Genomic DNA, 15,178 nt, shown 5'->3' with positions numbered 1-15,178 from the left:
GCCGCTTCCTGCGGCCTCCAGGCCGCAGTTTCCCCGAAACTGCGGGGATCTTGTGCCGGCCGGGGCGCTGTCCGGGACTGACGTCAGCCGGCTACTGAGCGGAGGCTGCCGGGGCGGCGGCCGAGGAGGCGGTCCAGCGCGGTGGCGCTGGCCGCGTCGGTGGGCTGCTGCACCACCAGTCGCTGCTGGTCGTCGGGGATTTCCAGGGTCTCGTACGACAGCCGCAGTGGCCCCACCTCCGGATGCCGCAACCAGCGCACCCCGCTGGACTGCACCGCGACCGGCCGGCGCTGCCACCGGGACCGGAACGGTTCCCCGACGGTACGGGTGAGCCGTTCGGCGAACGCGTCGGTGGCGGGGTCGCCCCCGCGCAACCGGTGCAGGTCGGCGACCTGCTGGTCGGCGAGGTCGGCCCAGTCGGGAAAGTGCTGACGTGCCCGCTCGTCGACGAAGAGGAACCACACGAGGTTGGGCCGCTCGCCGTCGAGCAGCCCCAGCGGGCGGGCCAACCGGTCGAACGGCTCGTTCCAGGCCAGCACGTCGCCGAGCCGGTTGGTCAGGTACGCCGGCCGGTCCCGCAACGCCTCCAGCAGCGTCCGGACCTGCGGGCGGACGGTACGCGACGCGGTCGGCCGCCCGCCCGCGCACAGTTGCCGGCGGTGGTCGACGGACGCGAGTTGTTGAAGGTGCCGGCGGTCGGCGTCGTCGAGGCGCAACGCCTCGGCCAGCGCGGCGAGGATGCCCGGCGACGGGCGGGTGTCCCGGCCCTGTTCGAGCCGGGTCAGGTATTCCACGCTGACCTGGGCCAGCGTGGCCAACTCCGCCCGCCGCAGGCCCGGCGTGCGTCGCCGGCCGTTGGTGGGCAGCCCCACCTGCTCGGGGCGCAGCGCCTCGCGTCGGCTGCGGAGGAACGCGCCCAACTCGCCGTCCATCACCCGTCCAGTCTGCCGCGCTCGTGCTCCCGGAGCGTGGCCCCGCCAGGGCTACCCTCCCGCCGGTCTCCCCGAGCGCTTCCGACGGCGGTGGGATCGGCTCATGAACAGCACACGACAGCACGGACCGATGAAGGTGGGCCTGGTCGTCGGCAGCAGTCGCCCGGGGCGACGTGGCTCGACGGTGGCGGGATGGGTGGCCGAGACGACGGCCCGGCATCCGGCGGTGCGAGCGGGGGAGGTCGACGTCGAACTTGTCGATCTCGCCGAGCAGCGGCTGCCGATGCTCGACGAACCGGTGCCGGCGAGGTTCGGCGACTACCGTCACGAGCACACCCGCCGCTGGTCGACGGTCGCAGCGGCCTGCGACGCGTTCGTCTTCGTCACCCCGGAGTACAACAGCTCGATCCCGGCCGTCCTCAAGAACGCCATCGACTACCTGGACGCCGAGTGGCGGGGCAAGCCGGCCGGTGTGCTCACCTACGGCGTACGCGGGGGTGGGCGGGCCGCCGAGCACCTACGGCCCATTCTCGCCGAGGTGGGCATGGCGGTCCTACCGAACCACGTGGAGCTGGAGTTGTTCACCGACTTCGACTGGTCCGGCGAGGACCGGTCCGATCCGACCGCCGAAGGTCGGATCGCGCCCCGCGACGGCCGAGCGGAGATGATCACGGCAATGCTCGCCGAACTCCTCGCCTCGGTCCGGACTGCGGGGCGGGACGCGGTCCCGGCTGGTGGCCGGTGATCTGACCATGGAGACGCTTCTGATCACGTACCGCGTCCGCTCGGACCGCCTCGACGAGCACCTGACCCTGCTCGACGCGGTGCACCGGGATCTGACCCGACTGCGCCCGCCCGGGTTCCGCTATCTGACCCTGCGGCTCGACGACGGGCTCAGCTTCGTCGACGTCGTCATCGGCCCGGACCTGCCCGGACCACTGCCGTCGCTGGAGTCGTTCGGCCGCTTCCGGGCCGGGCTTGAAGAACGCTGCGAGCAGCGCAGCACGACCGAGTTCACCGTGCTGGGGTCGTACGGCATGGGGGAGTGACTTCGTCCGCTTTGTGGAGATCGGGGGAGAGCGGGCCGACGGCTGACGTGCGGCGGGTGACGACCACCCGCCGCACGTCGGTAGGATTGTCGAGATTCGGCAGGGCCATCTGGCCGCCACTGCTTCCACCAGAGCTGACCGGCACCACCGTGTGCGCCGGTGCGGAGCGGGGCGCTCGGTGCGGTCGATGCAGACGGCGGGTAGCAACGGAGGTAACTGATGTCCGGCCACTCAAAGTGGGCGACGACCAAGCACAAGAAGGCGGTCATCGACGCCAAGCGCGGCAAGATGTTCGCCAAGCTGATCAAGAACGTGGAGGTCGCGGCGCGTACCGGTGGCGGTGATCCGGCCGGCAACCCGACCCTCTTCGACGCGATCCAGAAGGCCAAGAAGAACTCGGTCCCCAACGACAACATCGACCGGGCCGTCAAGCGCGGCTCCGGCCTGGAGGCCGGCGGCGCCGACTACCAGACGATCATGTACGAGGGGTACGGCCCGAACGGCGTCGCGCTGCTGATCGAGTGCCTGACCGACAACCGCAACCGCGCCGCCACCGAGGTACGCACCGCGCTGACCCGCAACGGCGGCTCCTTCGCCGACGCCGGCTCGGTGTCGTACATGTTCTCCCGCAAGGGCGTGGTGATCGTGCCCAAGGCCGGCACCACCGAGGACGACGTGATGCTGGCCGTCCTCGACGCGGGCGCCGAGGAGGTCAACGACCTGGACGAGGCGTTCGAGGTGATCTCCGAGCCGGGCGACCTGCTCGCCGTGCGGACCGCACTGCAGGACGCCGGCATCGAGTACGAGTCGGCCGAGTCCTCCCTGATCCCCAGCGTCACCGTGCCGCTGGACGAGGAGGGCGCGCGCAAGATCTTCAAGCTGATCGACGTCCTGGAGGACAGCGACGACGTGCAGAACGTCTACGCGAACTTCGATGTCTCCGACGAGGTCATGGCCGCCGTCGGCTGAGCCGTGGGTTGTGGGCAGCGCTCGTCGACCGCCTGAACCGCGCCTCTGGCGGGCTCGGCTGATCGACTGACGGCGACTAGACTGCCGTGGTGAACCGCAGGTCTGGACAGATCGTCAGCGGCATCGGAACGTCGGGTGCCGCGGTGGGAGCACTCGTCCTTCTGCTGGGCCTTGCCACCAAGGCGCTCGACCGGGAAGTCGTCTTCGCCGCCGCACTGCTCCTGCTCGGGGGCCTTCTGTTGCGAGCTGTACCCTGGGCGAACCGCGGCCGGGGTCAGGCTCCGAGCCGTGCTGGATGACAGACCTCAGCGGCGAGGCCAGGGTCACCGTCGGCTGGCCGATCGCCTAGATATACGCACCTCCCGGATATATTGTTATCCGGGAGGTGTATCTAATGGCGAAGACTTTGCTGGATCTGGATGATGATCTGCTTGCGGAAGCGACCGCTGCTCTCGGCACCGCGACGAAGAAGGAGACGGTGACGGAGGCTCTGCGGCAAGCGGTGGAGTCAAGCCGTGACCGGCGACAGCGGGCGCTGGCAGACCTTCAGCAGGTCGCCGACGAGGGCGGTTTCCACTTCGATCAGCTTGACGAACTCGACCGGTGAAGTATCTGGCCGACACGAGCGCCCTGGTCCGCATGGTTCGTCGCCAGGTCGCCCCGCAGTGGCCCGACCTGGCGGCTCGCGGACTGATCGCCATCTGCGACCCGGTGCTTGTGGAGACTCTGACAATCGCGGACGCCAAGGCGTACGACCGGGTCGAGCGCGGACTCCGCGATGTCTATCCGTGGGTTCCGGTGCCAGATGATGCTTGGCAGGTCGTGCGAGCGGTACGGCAGGAACTCGCCAGCCAGAGCGCCCATCAGGGACTCTCCGTGGCGGATCATCTCGTGATCGCCACCGCCATTCGCCTGAAACTGGTGGTTCTTCACCAGGATGCCGACTTCGAGACCGCAGCCCGGCTTGTGCCGCAACTGAACCAAGAGCGGATCACCTGACCGCGACGGGCGATGAGGCTGCGGTCCGTTCCTGGGACGACGATCCCGACGATCCGGTGATGCGGGAGGCCACGGATCAGATCAACAGCGTGATGGTCGCCCTCTACCTGCAACGGGCGCAGGACTACCTGGCGATCCGCGCCGACGAGCCCGCCGAGTGGCGGGCCGCCGCCGGCTTCGGCGACGCGTTGCTGCATGTCACCGCCGCTGAGCTGGGTGAGATCACGGGACAGATCGACGCGCTGCTGGCCCGGTACGACGAACGGATCGCCGACCCGGCGAAGCGCCCACCCGGCTCCCGCCCGGTGACGTTCGTCCAGATGGCGCTACCGCGCGGCGGCGTACCTCCGCACGAGACGACGAGCCGGGACGAATCGTGACCGGACCCCTCACCCTGGCCGACCCGGCCTCGCCGCGCCGGCCGCGCGTCCCACGGCTGCTGCGGCAGCCGGCCTTCCGACGCTACTGGTCCGCGCAGACCGTCTCGCTCTTCGGCGACCAGATCACCATGCTCGCCGTGCCGCTGCTGTGGTGGGTGGACGCGTTGAACCTGCCGCTGCTCTGTGTGGTGGCCTTCCTGATCGGGATCCTCTCGGTGTTCTTCGAGGTGGCGCACAGCAGCCTGTTCGCCGCCCTGGTCCGACGGGCGGACTACGTGGACGCCAACAGTCTGGTCAACGGCAGCAGGGCCATGTCGCACGTGGCCGGCCCGAGCATCGGCGGGGTGCTGGTGCAGGTGCTCACCGCTCCGTTCGCGCTCCTCTCCGGGGTGCTCACCTACCTGATCTCGGCGGTCTTCCTGGCCCGGACGCAGGTCACCGAGAATCCCGTACCGAAGGGCTCCGGCCGAGGGATGGCCGCCGGAGTGCGGTACGTGGCCCGCTCGGCGGTCCTGCGGGCGACGTTGCTCGGCACCACCACGCTCAACCTGTTCAACTACATGTTCGCCGCGTTGTTCGTGCTGTACGTGACCACCGAACTGGGTGTCTCCCCGGGCCTGCTCGGCCTGATCATCGGGGCCGGCGCGGTCGGTGGACTGCTCGGCGCGGCGGTCACCGGCGCGATCAGTCGCCGGATCGGCATCGGCCCCGCGGTGCTCCTCGGTTTCGTCGCCTTCCCGGCCCCCATGGTCCTCGTGCCGCTGGCCACGGGGCCGCAGCCGCTGGTGCTCGCGCTGCTGTTCGCCGCCGAGTTCGTCGCCGCGCTGGGCGTCATGATCCTCGACATCGCCGTCGGATCGGTGCAGATCGCGGCCACCCCGGTGGCGATGCTCGCCGTGGTCTCCGGTTTCCGCCGCACCGTCAACTACGGCATCCGGCCGATCGGTGCCGTGCTCGGCGGAACGCTCGGCGCGGCAATCGGGGTCCGGCCCGCCCTCTGGATCGCCAGCCTCGGCGCCCTGCTCGGCGTGCTCTGGGTCGTCTTCTCCCCGCTGCGCACGATGCGCACTCTGCCCGAGAACTGACGTCCGGTGGCGCTCGCCGGTAGCCGGACGCCACACCCGGCCACTCGTCGGCTCCCGCCCGCCGCGCAACACGGGGCAGCAGCAACTGTCCACCATGGATATGCTCGCCGCTGATTTTCGACGACCGAAACGGGGCGGGCATGAGCAGTGTCGACGAGCGGCAGGAAGTACCGGAAAAGGTGGCCAGCCTGGCCGCGGAACGCGGGCTCGGTACATTGATCGACAAGCGCAGCAGCGGAAATCCCATCAGGTCCGCGCTCACGATCGTCGCCGTCGGCGCGGTGGCGGTCCTGGTGTCGGTCGCCCTCTTCGCGCTCGCGTCCTCCTGGCGGCCGCTGATCTGGTTGGCGATCCCGTCATTGGCGCTCGGCATCTGCGCTGTCGGCTGGTTCGTCGTCGTGTTGGTGAGGGGCTTCGAGGCAGGCTACCTCTACCCTGGCGGGATGGTGTACGTCCATAACGGCAACGCCCGGGCCGCCACCTGGGCCGAGATGGCCGAGGTGGAGGTCCAGGTCTTCGGTGGTGGCACCCTGTTCGCCGGCAAGACCGCGGCGTACGTGATGAAGCCGACCGGCCAGGCGCCGATGCGGGTCAACTCCACGGATGTCGGGCTCAAGGACGGGGAGCAGGATCCGGTCGGCGCGGTGATCCTGCGGCTCGCCAGCGAGGCCGGGCGGCCGATCACCCAGAAGCTTGTCGGCAAGAAGTAGGGCGGCATCTGCGAGCGTGACGACGGCTGGCCGGTTCGCGCCGGGTGACGTGCTGGTACGGCGGGAGATCCTGCGCGGTGAGGTGTGGTTCGGCTGCCCGACGATCTGCGTCGAGGACTCACCCGACCTGCTCGCGACCGGTGCCGAGTTCGGTTTCCCCGAGTCGGGCGAGTTTCCGTGCGGCCGGCACCCTTGGCAGCTCGCCGGCCACACCGCCTGGACCGGACACGGCAAGCTGATGCTGCAACGGCCCGGCGAGGCGCACTCGGTCGACGTGTTCTGGTCCGGCCCGCAGCGCACCTTCGCCGGCTGGTACTTCAACCTCCAGGACCCGTTCCGGCGTACGCCGATCGGGGTGGACACCCTCGACCACGAGCTGGACCTGTGGTGGGCGGCGGACGCCGACCGGTACGTCTTCAAGGACGTGGAGATGTTCGCCCAGCGGCTGGTGGAGGGGCGCTACCCGGGCCAGGGTGAGGCGATCCGCGCCGAGGGCGACCGGATCGCCGCCCTGCTCGACGCCGGTGAGCGCTGGTGGGACGAGTCCTGGTCGACCTGGCAACCCGACCCCGCCTGGCCAGTCCCGCACCTCCCCACCAACTGGGCCGCGATCCCACCGCACCGCTGAGCGTCCGCAGCGGCCGGCTCAGCCGAGCGTTTCGCGTTCGTGCCAGGCGGTGCGGATCGAAGTGCGGCCGTTGGTGCGCAGCAGCGAACCCTCGTAGACCCGGGCTCCCGCGAGCAGGAATCCGGCCGCCGCGACCAGCAGCAGGGCCAGCGAGACGACCAGCTCCCATCCGGCGGCGTCCCCGGTGAACAACCGCAGCGGCATCGCCGTCGGTGCGGAGAACGGCAGGTAGGACAGCACCCGCATGGCGGTGACGTTGTCGTTGAGGAAGATCACCGCGAAGAACGGCAGCATCACCGCGAGCTGTACCGGCATCGACACACCACCGATGTCCTCCAGCCGGTTCACCAGCGCGCCGGCCGCCGCCCACATCGACGCGATCAGCACGAAGCCGAGCAGGAAGAACGGCACGAACCAGCCGATCGCCGGCCCGAGCAGCGACAGCAGCGTGGTGTTGTCACCGAACGTCATGCCGGCCACCGCGACCACGGCCACCAGGGCGATCTGCCCGAGCGCGAGGATCGTACCGGCGAGCATCTTCCCGGCCAGCAGGGCGCGGACCGGCACCGCGGCGACGAGGATCTCCACGATCCGGGTCTGCTTCTCCTCGATGATGCTCTGCGCGATCTGCACCCCGAAGGTCTGCGAGGTGATGAAGAAGATGAAGGCGAACGCGAACGGCACCAGGAAGGCCACCACCGGGTCCACCGCGTCCGGGTTCAGCAGCCGGACCGGGGGTTCGGTGCTCAACGCGGAGATCACGTCGTCGGGGGCGTCGTCCATGGCGAGCACGGCCGGGCCGGCGACCACGGCGGCGTCCGCGTCGCCGTCGCGGACCGCCTGCTCGGCGGCGGCGTCGTCGGGTACGGCGAGCACCTCCAGCCCGGCCGCCCGCAACGGGCCCGCCGCCGCCTCGGTCACCGCCACGGTGGACGGCCCGCCGGACAGCAGCGGCGGCAGGATCGTCGCCGCCGCGGCGATCAGCAGGAAGACGACGGTGCTGATCAGGAAGGTACGGTCGCGCAGTTTGACCCGGATCTCCCGGGCGGCGACCAGGCGGGTGGCCTGCATGACGTTCACTTGGCGACCTCTCGGAAGATCTCGGCGAGGGAGGGGGTGACCGGGCGGAACGCGCGGACCGGGCCGCGCTCGAGGGCGGCGCGCAGCACCGGCTGTTCGTCGGTGCCGGCGGCCAGGTCGAACACGGCTCGTGCGCCGTCGAGGTCCACCAGGCTCACCCCGGGGTGGTCGCGCAGCCAGCCGGCGTCGGTCTCCACCACCAGCTCGAAGCGGGGCGTGGTGTACGCCGAACGCAACTGCTCCCGGCTGCCGGCGGCCCGGATCGAGCCGTCCGCGATGATCACCAGGTCGTCGCAAAGCCGCTCGACCACGTCGAGCTGGTGGCTGGAGAAGAGGACCGGGGCACCGGCGGTGGCCCGTTCCCGCAGCACGCCGACGACCGTGTCCACGGCCAGCGGGTCGAGGCCGGAGAAGGGCTCGTCCAGCACCAGCACCTCCGGGTCGTGCACCAGTGCGGCGGCGATCTGCGCGCGTTGCTGGTTGCCCAGGGACAGCGTCTCCAGCAGGTCGTTGCCCCGCTCGGCGAGACCAACCCGCTCCAACAGCCCGTCGGTGGCGCGGCGGGCGGCGTCGGCGGTCAACCCGTGCAGCTGACCGAGGTAGGTGACCTGCTCCCGGACGCTCATCTTCGGGTACAGGCCGCGTTCCTCGGGCATGTAGCCGAAGCGCCGCCGCGCGTCCCGGCTCAGCGGTTCACCCCGCCACGTCACCTGGCCGGCGTCGGCGGCGAGCACGCCGAGGATGATCCGCATGGTGGTGGTCTTGCCGGCACCGTTGCCGCCGACGAAGCCGGTCATCCGGCCGGCGACCACGTCGAACGAGACGTCCTTGAGTACCTGACGGTCGCCGAAGCTGCGGTCGACGCCGTCGAGACGGAGCACGCTGGTCATGGGGCAACGCTAGGTCGTCGGTGGCCGGCTGCCGTCCGCCCGCCGACGGAGATCACGACTCCCTCTCCCGGTGGAGGCCGCTCACCCGCCGGGCCGCACCACCCCGTGCTCGTACGCGAAGACCACCGCCTGCACCCGGTCGCGCAGACCCAGCTTGGCCAGCACCCGGCTGACGTGTGACTTCACCGTCGCCTCGCCCAGGTGCAGGTCGGCGGCGATCTCGGCGTTGCTGGCGCCCCCGGCGACAAGCACCAGGACCTCCCGTTCCCGAGGGGTCAGGCTGTCCAGCGCCGCCTCCGAACCGACGTCACCACCGGGTCTGTCGCCGGGGCGGGCGAAGGTGGCGATCACCCGCCGGGTGAGTTCCGGCGCGAGCAGCCCGTCGCCACGGGCCACCACCCGGATCGCGTCGACCAGGGCCTCCGGTGTGCCGTTCTTGAGCAGGAAGCCGCTCGCCCCGGCGCGCAGCGCGGCGAAGAGGTAGTCGTCGCGGTCGAACGTGGTCAGCATCAGCACGGCTGGCCCGCCCGGCTCGTCGTCGGTGCTGATCCGCCGGGTGGCCTCCAGCCCGTCCATCCCGGGCATCTCCACGTCCATCAGCACCACGTCCGGGCGCAGCGCCCGGGTCATGCCGACGGCCCGCTCCCCGTCGGCGGCCTCGCCGACCACCTCGATGTCGTCCTCGATCTCCAGGATCACCCGGAAGCCGGTACGCACCAGGTGGTGGTCGTCGGCGAGGAGCACGCGGATCGGGCTCACGTCGAACTCCCTGCCGGCAGTGGGAAACGGACCCGCACCCGCCAGCCACCCCCGGTACGCGGACCCACCTCCAACTCACCGCCGTGGGTCGCGACCCGTTCCCGCATCCCGATCAGTCCCATCCCGTCGGCGTTCGCCGAGCGGCTGCCCCGACCGTCGTCACTCACCTCGACCTCCATCTCCTGTGCCAGATAGCGGACCCGGACGTCGAGCAGACTCGCTCCGGTGGCGTGCTTCAACACGTTCGTCACCGCCTCCTGCACCACCCGGAACGCCGCCTGGGAGACTGATTCGGGCAGCGACTGCGGATCGCCGTACACCCCCAGGGTGGCGCGTAGCCCGGCCTCGCCGGCCCGATCCACCAGGGCGGCTATCCGGTCGATCCCGGCCGGCTGCCGCGCGTTCTCCGGGTCGCCGTCGCGGGCCCGCAGTACGCCGAGCATCCGGCGCAACTCGTCGACCGCCTGACGGGCGGTCTCCTCGATGGCGGCGAGGGCGTCGCGGGCCTTCGCCGGATCCTTGTCGAAGACCCGGCGGCAGGCCGCCGCCTGCACGCCCATCACCGACACGTGGTGGGCGACCACGTCGTGCAGCTCACGGGCGATCCGTACCCGTTCGCCGACCACGGCGTGCTCGCGTACCTCGGCCTGCGACCGGCGCAACCGCTCCGCCTGCTCGGCCACCTGGTGTTCACGACGAGCGGCCACCCAGGCGGTCTCGCCGAAGAAGTACGCGAACCCGAAGTACAGCGCGTTGACCAGGATGCCGGTGACGATCGCGGCGAGCACCGGCGGCACCGGGCCGACCGCGTCGTCGAAGGACTCCGCGGTGAGCGTCCGGTAGTTGATCGACAAGGCGATCCCCATCCAGGTGAACATCGCGACGATCACGCCGATCCGCAGTCGGCGGGACAATCGACGGTCCCGGCCCCAGGCGCCCAGCGTGTAGATGGCGATGAACAGCGCCCAGGCGGAGAGCTGCCACTCGGGGACGGCCCGCACCTGCGAACCGATGAACGCGGCCGACACGGCCAGCGTGGCGGCGACGGGGAAGCGACGTCGCCAGATCAACGGCAGCGGCACGGCGACGGTCCAGAAGAGCTGCTCGACACCGGACGGCGGTGGGCCCAGCAAGAATGCCCCGGTGCTGCGGGCCAACGTCAGGCTGAGCAGGGCGAGAGCCGTCGCGGCCAGACCGGCGAACAGGTCCAGCCGTCGCTGCTCCGGCGTCGGCCCCGGCCGTCGCCAGTCGTCACCGGTCTCGGCCCGGCGCCACTCGTCGCTGGTCTCGGCGGTCTCGGTGGTCACCCTGGGCAGCATGCCATCCCCCCGCCGATCGCCATTCGCGTCGGGTGAGATCAGGCCGTCCGTCCGTCCACCGATCCTCACGGACAGTGCCTCCCGACCTCCCCCAACCAATACCCCTGGCCTCCCTTTGCTCTGCTTCAACGGACGCAATGTTCACGGAAAGTATCGAGGGATGCGACATGCGCGGCCGTGGACCGTTGCAGCGCCCCTGCTCAGGCGCCAGTGCGTGGGTTGAAGCAGAGCAAAGCGTGCGAGGTGGGATAGAGGTCGTCCGCGTTGCCGTGACTCGTAGTGACAATCACTGTGTGTGTCGGTCCTCGTGTGGGCTCACCGAGGGCAGAGAGCACCGGCGGACCGGGCCGTGCGACCGGGCGGGGCGATGGTCAGCCGGTGACGTCGCCGACCATCGGCGGCAGCGGACAGTGCAGCAGGCCGCAGATCGTCCGCAGCAACTCGATCTCGGGCACGGTCATCATCCCGTCGTGGCTGATCACCGCAACGGTGGCCGCCACCAACCGTTCCTTGTCGCCGGGACGCAACCCGTCGAGCACCGGCCAGGCGGTCTCCAGGGCGAGCACGCCGTTTTCCGGCGGCGCGTACGGCAGGTTGGTGCCCGGCAGCAGCGTGCCCACGCCGGCCTGGTAGGCCCGTTCCGCCTCGCCTCGGTCAGGGTGCCCGACCTGCGCGAGGATGGCCAGCAGGGTGGCCGCCGCCGAGCGCGTGTCGGTGAGCTTGCGCCGGTCGGTACGCCAGCGCGAGTCCGGCCGTAGCGACTCCTCCAACTCGGCCAGCAACAGCCGGGACAGGCAGTACTCGGTCACGTTGATCGCGCCGTCCGCCTGGATCAACGTGAACACGGCCGCCAGCAGTGACTCCACCTCGGGGTCGGGCCGGTCGCGTAGCGCCGGGAAGGCCAGCTCGGCCAGCGGCAACCGCAGCTCGGCGGGGAGTTCGACCAGGTCGTCCGCCGCGCGCAGGGCAGCGTCGGCCAGGTGCTGGCCGTGCCGCTGGGCCACCGCGGCGTACTGGTGCTGCCGGACCTCCGGCTCGGCGCTGAGCAGCAGGCCGAGCAACAGCGGTACGGCCGCCTCCCGGTCGCGGGCCCGGTCGAGCAGTGGATCCGGGATCCGGTCGAGGATGGCTGCGGCGTGGGTGTAGGCGCTCTCGGTCGGCGCGGCCACCCGGCCCAGCACCTCTTCCGGCGCGACGCGGATCCGCTCGCCGCGCCCGGGTGGCCCGGGCTGAGCCTGCCGCGCCCGGCCCGACGTCTCCCGCCCCGCCGCAGCGGGCCGGCCTGGTGCGCCCGGCTGGCCTGGTGCGGCCGGGGCCAGACCCATCGCCACATCCTCCTGACGGCCGGACGGCGCCGCCGCCGCCCATCGCCGTGACAGTTGTTGCAGCTCGGCCGGATCGAACGACGGCTCCAGTGCCCTGATCCGGTCGGCGAGCGGGGGATGGGTGGCGAACCACGAGGTGCGGGCCGCCTCGCCGAAGAGCATGTGCCCCACCTCGTCGCGCTTCGGCGACTTCAGCTCGGAGCCGTCGCTGAGACCCCCGATCTTCTTCAGCGCCCCGGCGATGCCCCGGGTCTGGCGGGTGTACTGCACCGCGGAGGCGTCGGCCAGGTACTCCCGCTGCCGGGAGACCGACGCCTGGATGAGCCGCCCGGCGAGCACGCCGACGTAGCCGGCCACCAGCAGGGCCAGGCCCACCAGCGCCAGCGGGGCGGCGCTGCCGCCGCTGTTGTTGCCGCGCGACCGGCCGCCGCCGATGACTCCGGCGCGGGCCAGCCCGCGGCCGATCACGGTCAGGAAGAGGATGCCGAACAGCAGGCCCATCAACCGGATGTTGAGCCGCATGTCGCCGTTGACCACGTGACTGAACTCGTGGGCGATCACCCCCTGGAGTTCGTCCCGGTTGAGTCGCTGCAACGCGCCCCGGGTGACGGCGACGGCGGCGTCGGACGGGGTCCATCCCGCGGCGAAGGCGTTGATCGCCGTCTCCTCCGGCAGCACGTAGACCTCGGGGACGGGTACGCCGGAGGCCAGCGCCATCTCCTCGACGACGTTGCGCAGCCGGCGCAGCTCGGGGTCGGTGGTGTTCGCCGGCACCGGTACCCCGCCCAGCTCGCGGGCCACCTTCCCGCCGCCGCCGCGCAACGCGAGCGTACGGACCAGGGCGGCCAGCCCGATCGCGGCGAGGGTGGCGACGGTGACCATGGCGATGAACCCGGCGAGCTGGCCGGGATCGGCGGTGGTGGCGTTGAAGGCGACCAACGCCGCGACGTTCACCACCACCACGATCCCGACCACGGCCAGCACGAACAGCAGCACCAGCCGGGTCGACAGCCGACGCACCTGCCGTTGTCGCTCGAAGAAGTTCATCGCGGCCCGATCAGAACGAGACCTGCGGCGCCTGGCGCTGCTGCGGGTCGTCCGGCTGGAACAGCTCCGCCGGGCCGAACGAGAACATCCCCGCCACCACGCTGGAGGGGAACACCTCGCGCTTGTTGTTGTAGGCCATCACCGCGTCGTTGTACGCCTGCCGGGCGAACGCGACCCGGTTCTCCGTCGAGGTCAGCTCCTCCGACAGTTGCATCATGTTCTGGTTGGCCTTCAGGTCCGGGTACGCCTCGGAGAGCGCGAACAGCCGACCCAGGGTGGCGGTGAGCGCGTTCTCCGCGCCGCTGAGCTGCTGCATCGCCGCCGGGTCACCGGGAGCCGCGGCGGCGGTGGCCTGCGCGTTGACGGCGGCGTTGCGGGCGTTGATCACCGCCTCCAAGGTCTCCCGTTCGTGCTTGAGGTAGCCCTTGGCGGTCTCGACCAGGTTGGGGATCAGGTCGTGTCGCCGGACGAGTTGCACGTCGATCTGGGCGAAGGCGTTGCGGTACGCGTTGCGGGCCCGGACCAGCCCGTTGTAGATCGACACGCCGAAGCCGAGCACCGCCACGACGATCAACAACAGGCACACCAGTCCGATGATCAGTTCCACGGCCGCTCCCTCGGTGTGAGTCGGTACTTCCGCTGATCATCGTACGTTCGTCGGTCCAGGCCCGCTCCTGCTCAGCGCGCGTACCGACGCGCCTTGACCACGCTGTCGGCGATGTCCAGCAGGGTGATCGCGACGATCACCACGATGCTGATCCGGGCGACCGTGTCGAGACCGCCGTCGCGCAGCCAGGCGAAGCGGGTGACGAACTCCGGGTTGAGCAGCCGGTCGTCGAGCAGCAGCCAGATCGCCGGCACCGCGAACGCCAGGCTCAGCACGGCGTTGCCGACGACCAGCGGCCAGGTCCACCGGCGGGCACGGTACTTGCCGATCTCCAGGGCGATGCTGGCGAGCAGGACGACGATCAGCAGCGGCAGCCAGAACGTCCACAGCGCCGGATCGAGGATCGGCAGGCGCTCGCCGTCGGGCCCGACCACCGACTGGAAGTGCTGCCACGGCAGGAAGGCGATGAACAGGCCGAGGAACACGATCGAGGTGCACACGTCGGTGAGCGTGACGCCCCGTTCGGTGGGCAGCTCGGGTAGTTGGTCGACGCTCCACTCGGGCAGGTTCAGCGGGGTGCCGAGGCGTTCCAGCAGCGCGAAGACCAGGGTCACCCAGAAGGCGATCTGCACCGCGACGTTGAACGCCGCGACGATGCCCTCGCCGATCGCACCGGCCGGGTTGTCGGCGACGGTGGCCTGGAGTACGCCGATCAGCACCCCGACGATGGCGGGAATGGTGCTGAGCAGCACGATCAGCAGCCGCTGCCAGGCCAGGTAGTACGCCGGCCCGATGAGCTGCAGACGGCGGTCGGAGTATCGGGCGGCCAGTTGGGCGGGGTTGCCCAGCTCGGTGAGGACGGCGCGTTCGGCCGTCGCGGCGTCGAGCCCTTCGGCGGTCCGGCCGTCGATCATGTCGCCGATGGAGGCGCGCAGTTCGGTGGCGATCTCCTCGCGTCGCCCGGTGGGCACCGAGCGCAGGGTGGCAGCCAGGTAGCGGTCGGTCAGCGAGGTCATTCGGGGGCTCCTTCGATCAGGGTGCGCAGGGAGGTCTGTACGGCGGCGAGGTCGTCGAGCAGGCGTTCCAGCACCTGCTTGCCGGAGTCGCTGGTGCGGTAGAACTTCCGAGGCCGGCTCTCCTCGGTGTTCCACTCGCTGGTCAGCAGCCCCTGCTCCTCCAGCCGTCGCAGCAGGGGATAGAGGGTGTTCGCGTCGACCGGGAAGCCGTGTCCGGTGAGTCGTTGCAGCAGTGCGTAGCCGTAGTCGGGTCGGCGCAGCGCGACCAGGCTGGCCACCACCACGGTGCCCCGACGTAGTTCCTGTAGGTGGGTCCGTAACACGTCATCGCTGACCATGCGTCACACGATACTGTGCGACACACACCATTGTCTAGCACGCAA

At 70.6% G+C, this 15,178-nt stretch carries 18 protein-coding genes; 9 read left to right on the top strand and 9 right to left on the bottom strand.

What is annotated here, in order from left to right; translation table 11 throughout:
• Positions 1 to 83: 83 nt before the first annotated feature.
• On the bottom strand, positions 84 to 932 hold the full coding sequence (locus tag O3597_RS15215; protein WP_281604547.1) for a helix-turn-helix transcriptional regulator: 849 nt from the start codon (positions 930 to 932) through the stop codon (positions 84 to 86).
• Between the two features lie 103 nt (positions 933 to 1,035).
• Here O3597_RS15215 and O3597_RS15210 point away from each other — a divergent pair, with 103 nt between their 5' ends.
• The 9 genes from O3597_RS15210 to O3597_RS15170 all read left to right on the top strand — a co-directional run bounded on the left by O3597_RS15210 (position 1,036) and on the right by O3597_RS15170 (position 6,752).
• Positions 1,036 to 1,677 (top strand): NAD(P)H-dependent oxidoreductase, encoded by a 642-nt coding sequence (locus tag O3597_RS15210; protein WP_281601542.1) that lies wholly within the window; start codon positions 1,036 to 1,038, stop codon positions 1,675 to 1,677.
• Between the two features lie 7 nt (positions 1,678 to 1,684).
• Complete coding sequence (locus O3597_RS15205; RefSeq protein WP_164445228.1) at positions 1,685 to 1,981, top strand: hypothetical protein; 297 nt, start codon at positions 1,685 to 1,687, stop codon at positions 1,979 to 1,981.
• A 219-nt stretch (positions 1,982 to 2,200) separates the two neighbouring features.
• Complete coding sequence (locus tag O3597_RS15200; RefSeq protein WP_164445227.1) at positions 2,201 to 2,950, top strand: YebC/PmpR family DNA-binding transcriptional regulator; 750 nt, start codon at positions 2,201 to 2,203, stop codon at positions 2,948 to 2,950.
• A gap of 394 nt (positions 2,951 to 3,344) precedes the next feature.
• Complete coding sequence (locus O3597_RS15195) at positions 3,345 to 3,557, top strand: type II toxin-antitoxin system VapB family antitoxin (protein WP_281601541.1); 213 nt, start codon at positions 3,345 to 3,347, stop codon at positions 3,555 to 3,557.
• Positions 3,554 to 3,949 (top strand): PIN domain-containing protein, encoded by a 396-nt coding sequence (locus O3597_RS15190; protein ID WP_281601540.1) that lies wholly within the window; start codon positions 3,554 to 3,556, stop codon positions 3,947 to 3,949. Before O3597_RS15195 ends, O3597_RS15190 begins: the two co-directional genes overlap by 4 nt.
• A gap of 59 nt (positions 3,950 to 4,008) precedes the next feature.
• Positions 4,009 to 4,329 carry a hypothetical protein gene (locus O3597_RS15185; protein ID WP_281601539.1) on the top strand — a complete coding sequence of 107 codons (321 nt, stop codon included), beginning with the start codon at positions 4,009 to 4,011 and terminating at the stop codon, positions 4,327 to 4,329.
• Positions 4,326 to 5,414, top strand: coding sequence for an MFS transporter (locus tag O3597_RS15180; protein WP_281601538.1), 1,089 nt, complete (start codon positions 4,326 to 4,328; stop codon positions 5,412 to 5,414). The genes O3597_RS15185 and O3597_RS15180 overlap by 4 nt, the downstream gene beginning before the upstream one ends.
• A gap of 140 nt (positions 5,415 to 5,554) precedes the next feature.
• Complete coding sequence (locus O3597_RS15175; protein ID WP_164445224.1) at positions 5,555 to 6,124, top strand: hypothetical protein; 570 nt, start codon at positions 5,555 to 5,557, stop codon at positions 6,122 to 6,124.
• A 16-nt stretch (positions 6,125 to 6,140) separates the two neighbouring features.
• On the top strand, positions 6,141 to 6,752 hold the full coding sequence (locus O3597_RS15170) for a DUF402 domain-containing protein (protein WP_281601537.1): 612 nt from the start codon (positions 6,141 to 6,143) through the stop codon (positions 6,750 to 6,752).
• Between the two features lie 18 nt (positions 6,753 to 6,770).
• On the opposite strand, the gene O3597_RS15165 is transcribed toward O3597_RS15170, so the two are convergent.
• The 8 genes from O3597_RS15165 to O3597_RS15130 form a co-directional block, all read right to left on the bottom strand.
• The gene (locus O3597_RS15165; protein WP_281601536.1) at positions 6,771 to 7,832 is read right to left on the bottom strand and encodes an ABC transporter permease; all 1,062 of its coding nucleotides are present in this window, start codon (positions 7,830 to 7,832) and stop codon (positions 6,771 to 6,773) included.
• Complete coding sequence (locus tag O3597_RS15160) at positions 7,829 to 8,722, bottom strand: ATP-binding cassette domain-containing protein (RefSeq protein ID WP_164445222.1); 894 nt, start codon at positions 8,720 to 8,722, stop codon at positions 7,829 to 7,831. The genes O3597_RS15165 and O3597_RS15160 overlap by 4 nt, the downstream gene beginning before the upstream one ends.
• 81 nt (positions 8,723 to 8,803) lie before the next feature.
• Entirely contained in the window at positions 8,804 to 9,481 is a 678-nt protein-coding gene (locus O3597_RS15155; protein ID WP_164445221.1) for a response regulator transcription factor, read from the bottom strand.
• Positions 9,478 to 10,788 carry a sensor histidine kinase gene (locus tag O3597_RS15150; protein WP_281601535.1) on the bottom strand — a complete coding sequence of 437 codons (1,311 nt, stop codon included), beginning with the start codon at positions 10,786 to 10,788 and terminating at the stop codon, positions 9,478 to 9,480. The genes O3597_RS15155 and O3597_RS15150 overlap by 4 nt, the downstream gene beginning before the upstream one ends.
• 383 nt (positions 10,789 to 11,171) lie before the next feature.
• Entirely contained in the window at positions 11,172 to 13,172 is a 2,001-nt protein-coding gene (locus O3597_RS15145) for a M48 family metalloprotease (protein WP_281601534.1), read from the bottom strand.
• Between the two features lie 10 nt (positions 13,173 to 13,182).
• Positions 13,183 to 13,779, bottom strand: coding sequence for a LemA family protein (locus O3597_RS15140; RefSeq protein ID WP_216592533.1), 597 nt, complete (start codon positions 13,777 to 13,779; stop codon positions 13,183 to 13,185).
• 71 nt (positions 13,780 to 13,850) lie between these two features.
• Positions 13,851 to 14,795: a permease prefix domain 1-containing protein gene (locus O3597_RS15135; RefSeq protein WP_281601533.1), complete on the bottom strand. Its 945-nt coding sequence runs from the start codon at positions 14,793 to 14,795 to the stop codon at positions 13,851 to 13,853.
• The gene (locus O3597_RS15130) at positions 14,792 to 15,133 is read right to left on the bottom strand and encodes a PadR family transcriptional regulator (RefSeq protein ID WP_164445218.1); all 342 of its coding nucleotides are present in this window, start codon (positions 15,131 to 15,133) and stop codon (positions 14,792 to 14,794) included. The genes O3597_RS15135 and O3597_RS15130 overlap by 4 nt, the downstream gene beginning before the upstream one ends.
• Positions 15,134 to 15,178: the final 45 nt, after the last annotated feature.

The organism is Verrucosispora sp. WMMA2044 (assembly GCF_027497155.1).
Lineage (GTDB): Bacteria > Actinomycetota > Actinomycetes > Mycobacteriales > Micromonosporaceae > Micromonospora > Micromonospora palythoicola.
The sequence above is the reverse complement of the archived record's forward strand: the minus strand, read 5'-3'. Positions and strand labels throughout refer to the sequence as shown.

Excerpts from the sequence above, each read along its gene's own strand:
- O3597_RS15160 (WP_164445222.1), bottom strand. The coding sequence starts at position 8,722 with ATGACCAGCGTGCTCCGTCTCGACGGCGTCGACCGCAGCTTCGGCGAC.
- O3597_RS15215 (WP_281604547.1), bottom strand. The coding sequence starts at position 932 with ATGGACGGCGAGTTGGGCGCGTTCCTCCGCAGCCGACGCGAGGCGCTG.
- O3597_RS15135 (WP_281601533.1), bottom strand. The coding sequence starts at position 14,795 with ATGACCTCGCTGACCGACCGCTACCTGGCTGCCACCCTGCGCTCGGTG.
- O3597_RS15195 (WP_281601541.1), top strand. The coding sequence starts at position 3,345 with ATGGCGAAGACTTTGCTGGATCTGGATGATGATCTGCTTGCGGAAGCG.
- O3597_RS15145 (WP_281601534.1), bottom strand. The coding sequence starts at position 13,172 with ATGAACTTCTTCGAGCGACAACGGCAGGTGCGTCGGCTGTCGACCCGG.
- O3597_RS15185 (WP_281601539.1), top strand. The coding sequence starts at position 4,009 with ATGCGGGAGGCCACGGATCAGATCAACAGCGTGATGGTCGCCCTCTAC.
- O3597_RS15175 (WP_164445224.1), top strand. The coding sequence starts at position 5,555 with ATGAGCAGTGTCGACGAGCGGCAGGAAGTACCGGAAAAGGTGGCCAGC.
- O3597_RS15205 (WP_164445228.1), top strand. The coding sequence starts at position 1,685 with ATGGAGACGCTTCTGATCACGTACCGCGTCCGCTCGGACCGCCTCGAC.
- O3597_RS15210 (WP_281601542.1), top strand. The coding sequence starts at position 1,036 with ATGAACAGCACACGACAGCACGGACCGATGAAGGTGGGCCTGGTCGTC.
- O3597_RS15200 (WP_164445227.1), top strand. The coding sequence starts at position 2,201 with ATGTCCGGCCACTCAAAGTGGGCGACGACCAAGCACAAGAAGGCGGTC.
- O3597_RS15130 (WP_164445218.1), bottom strand. The coding sequence starts at position 15,133 with ATGGTCAGCGATGACGTGTTACGGACCCACCTACAGGAACTACGTCGG.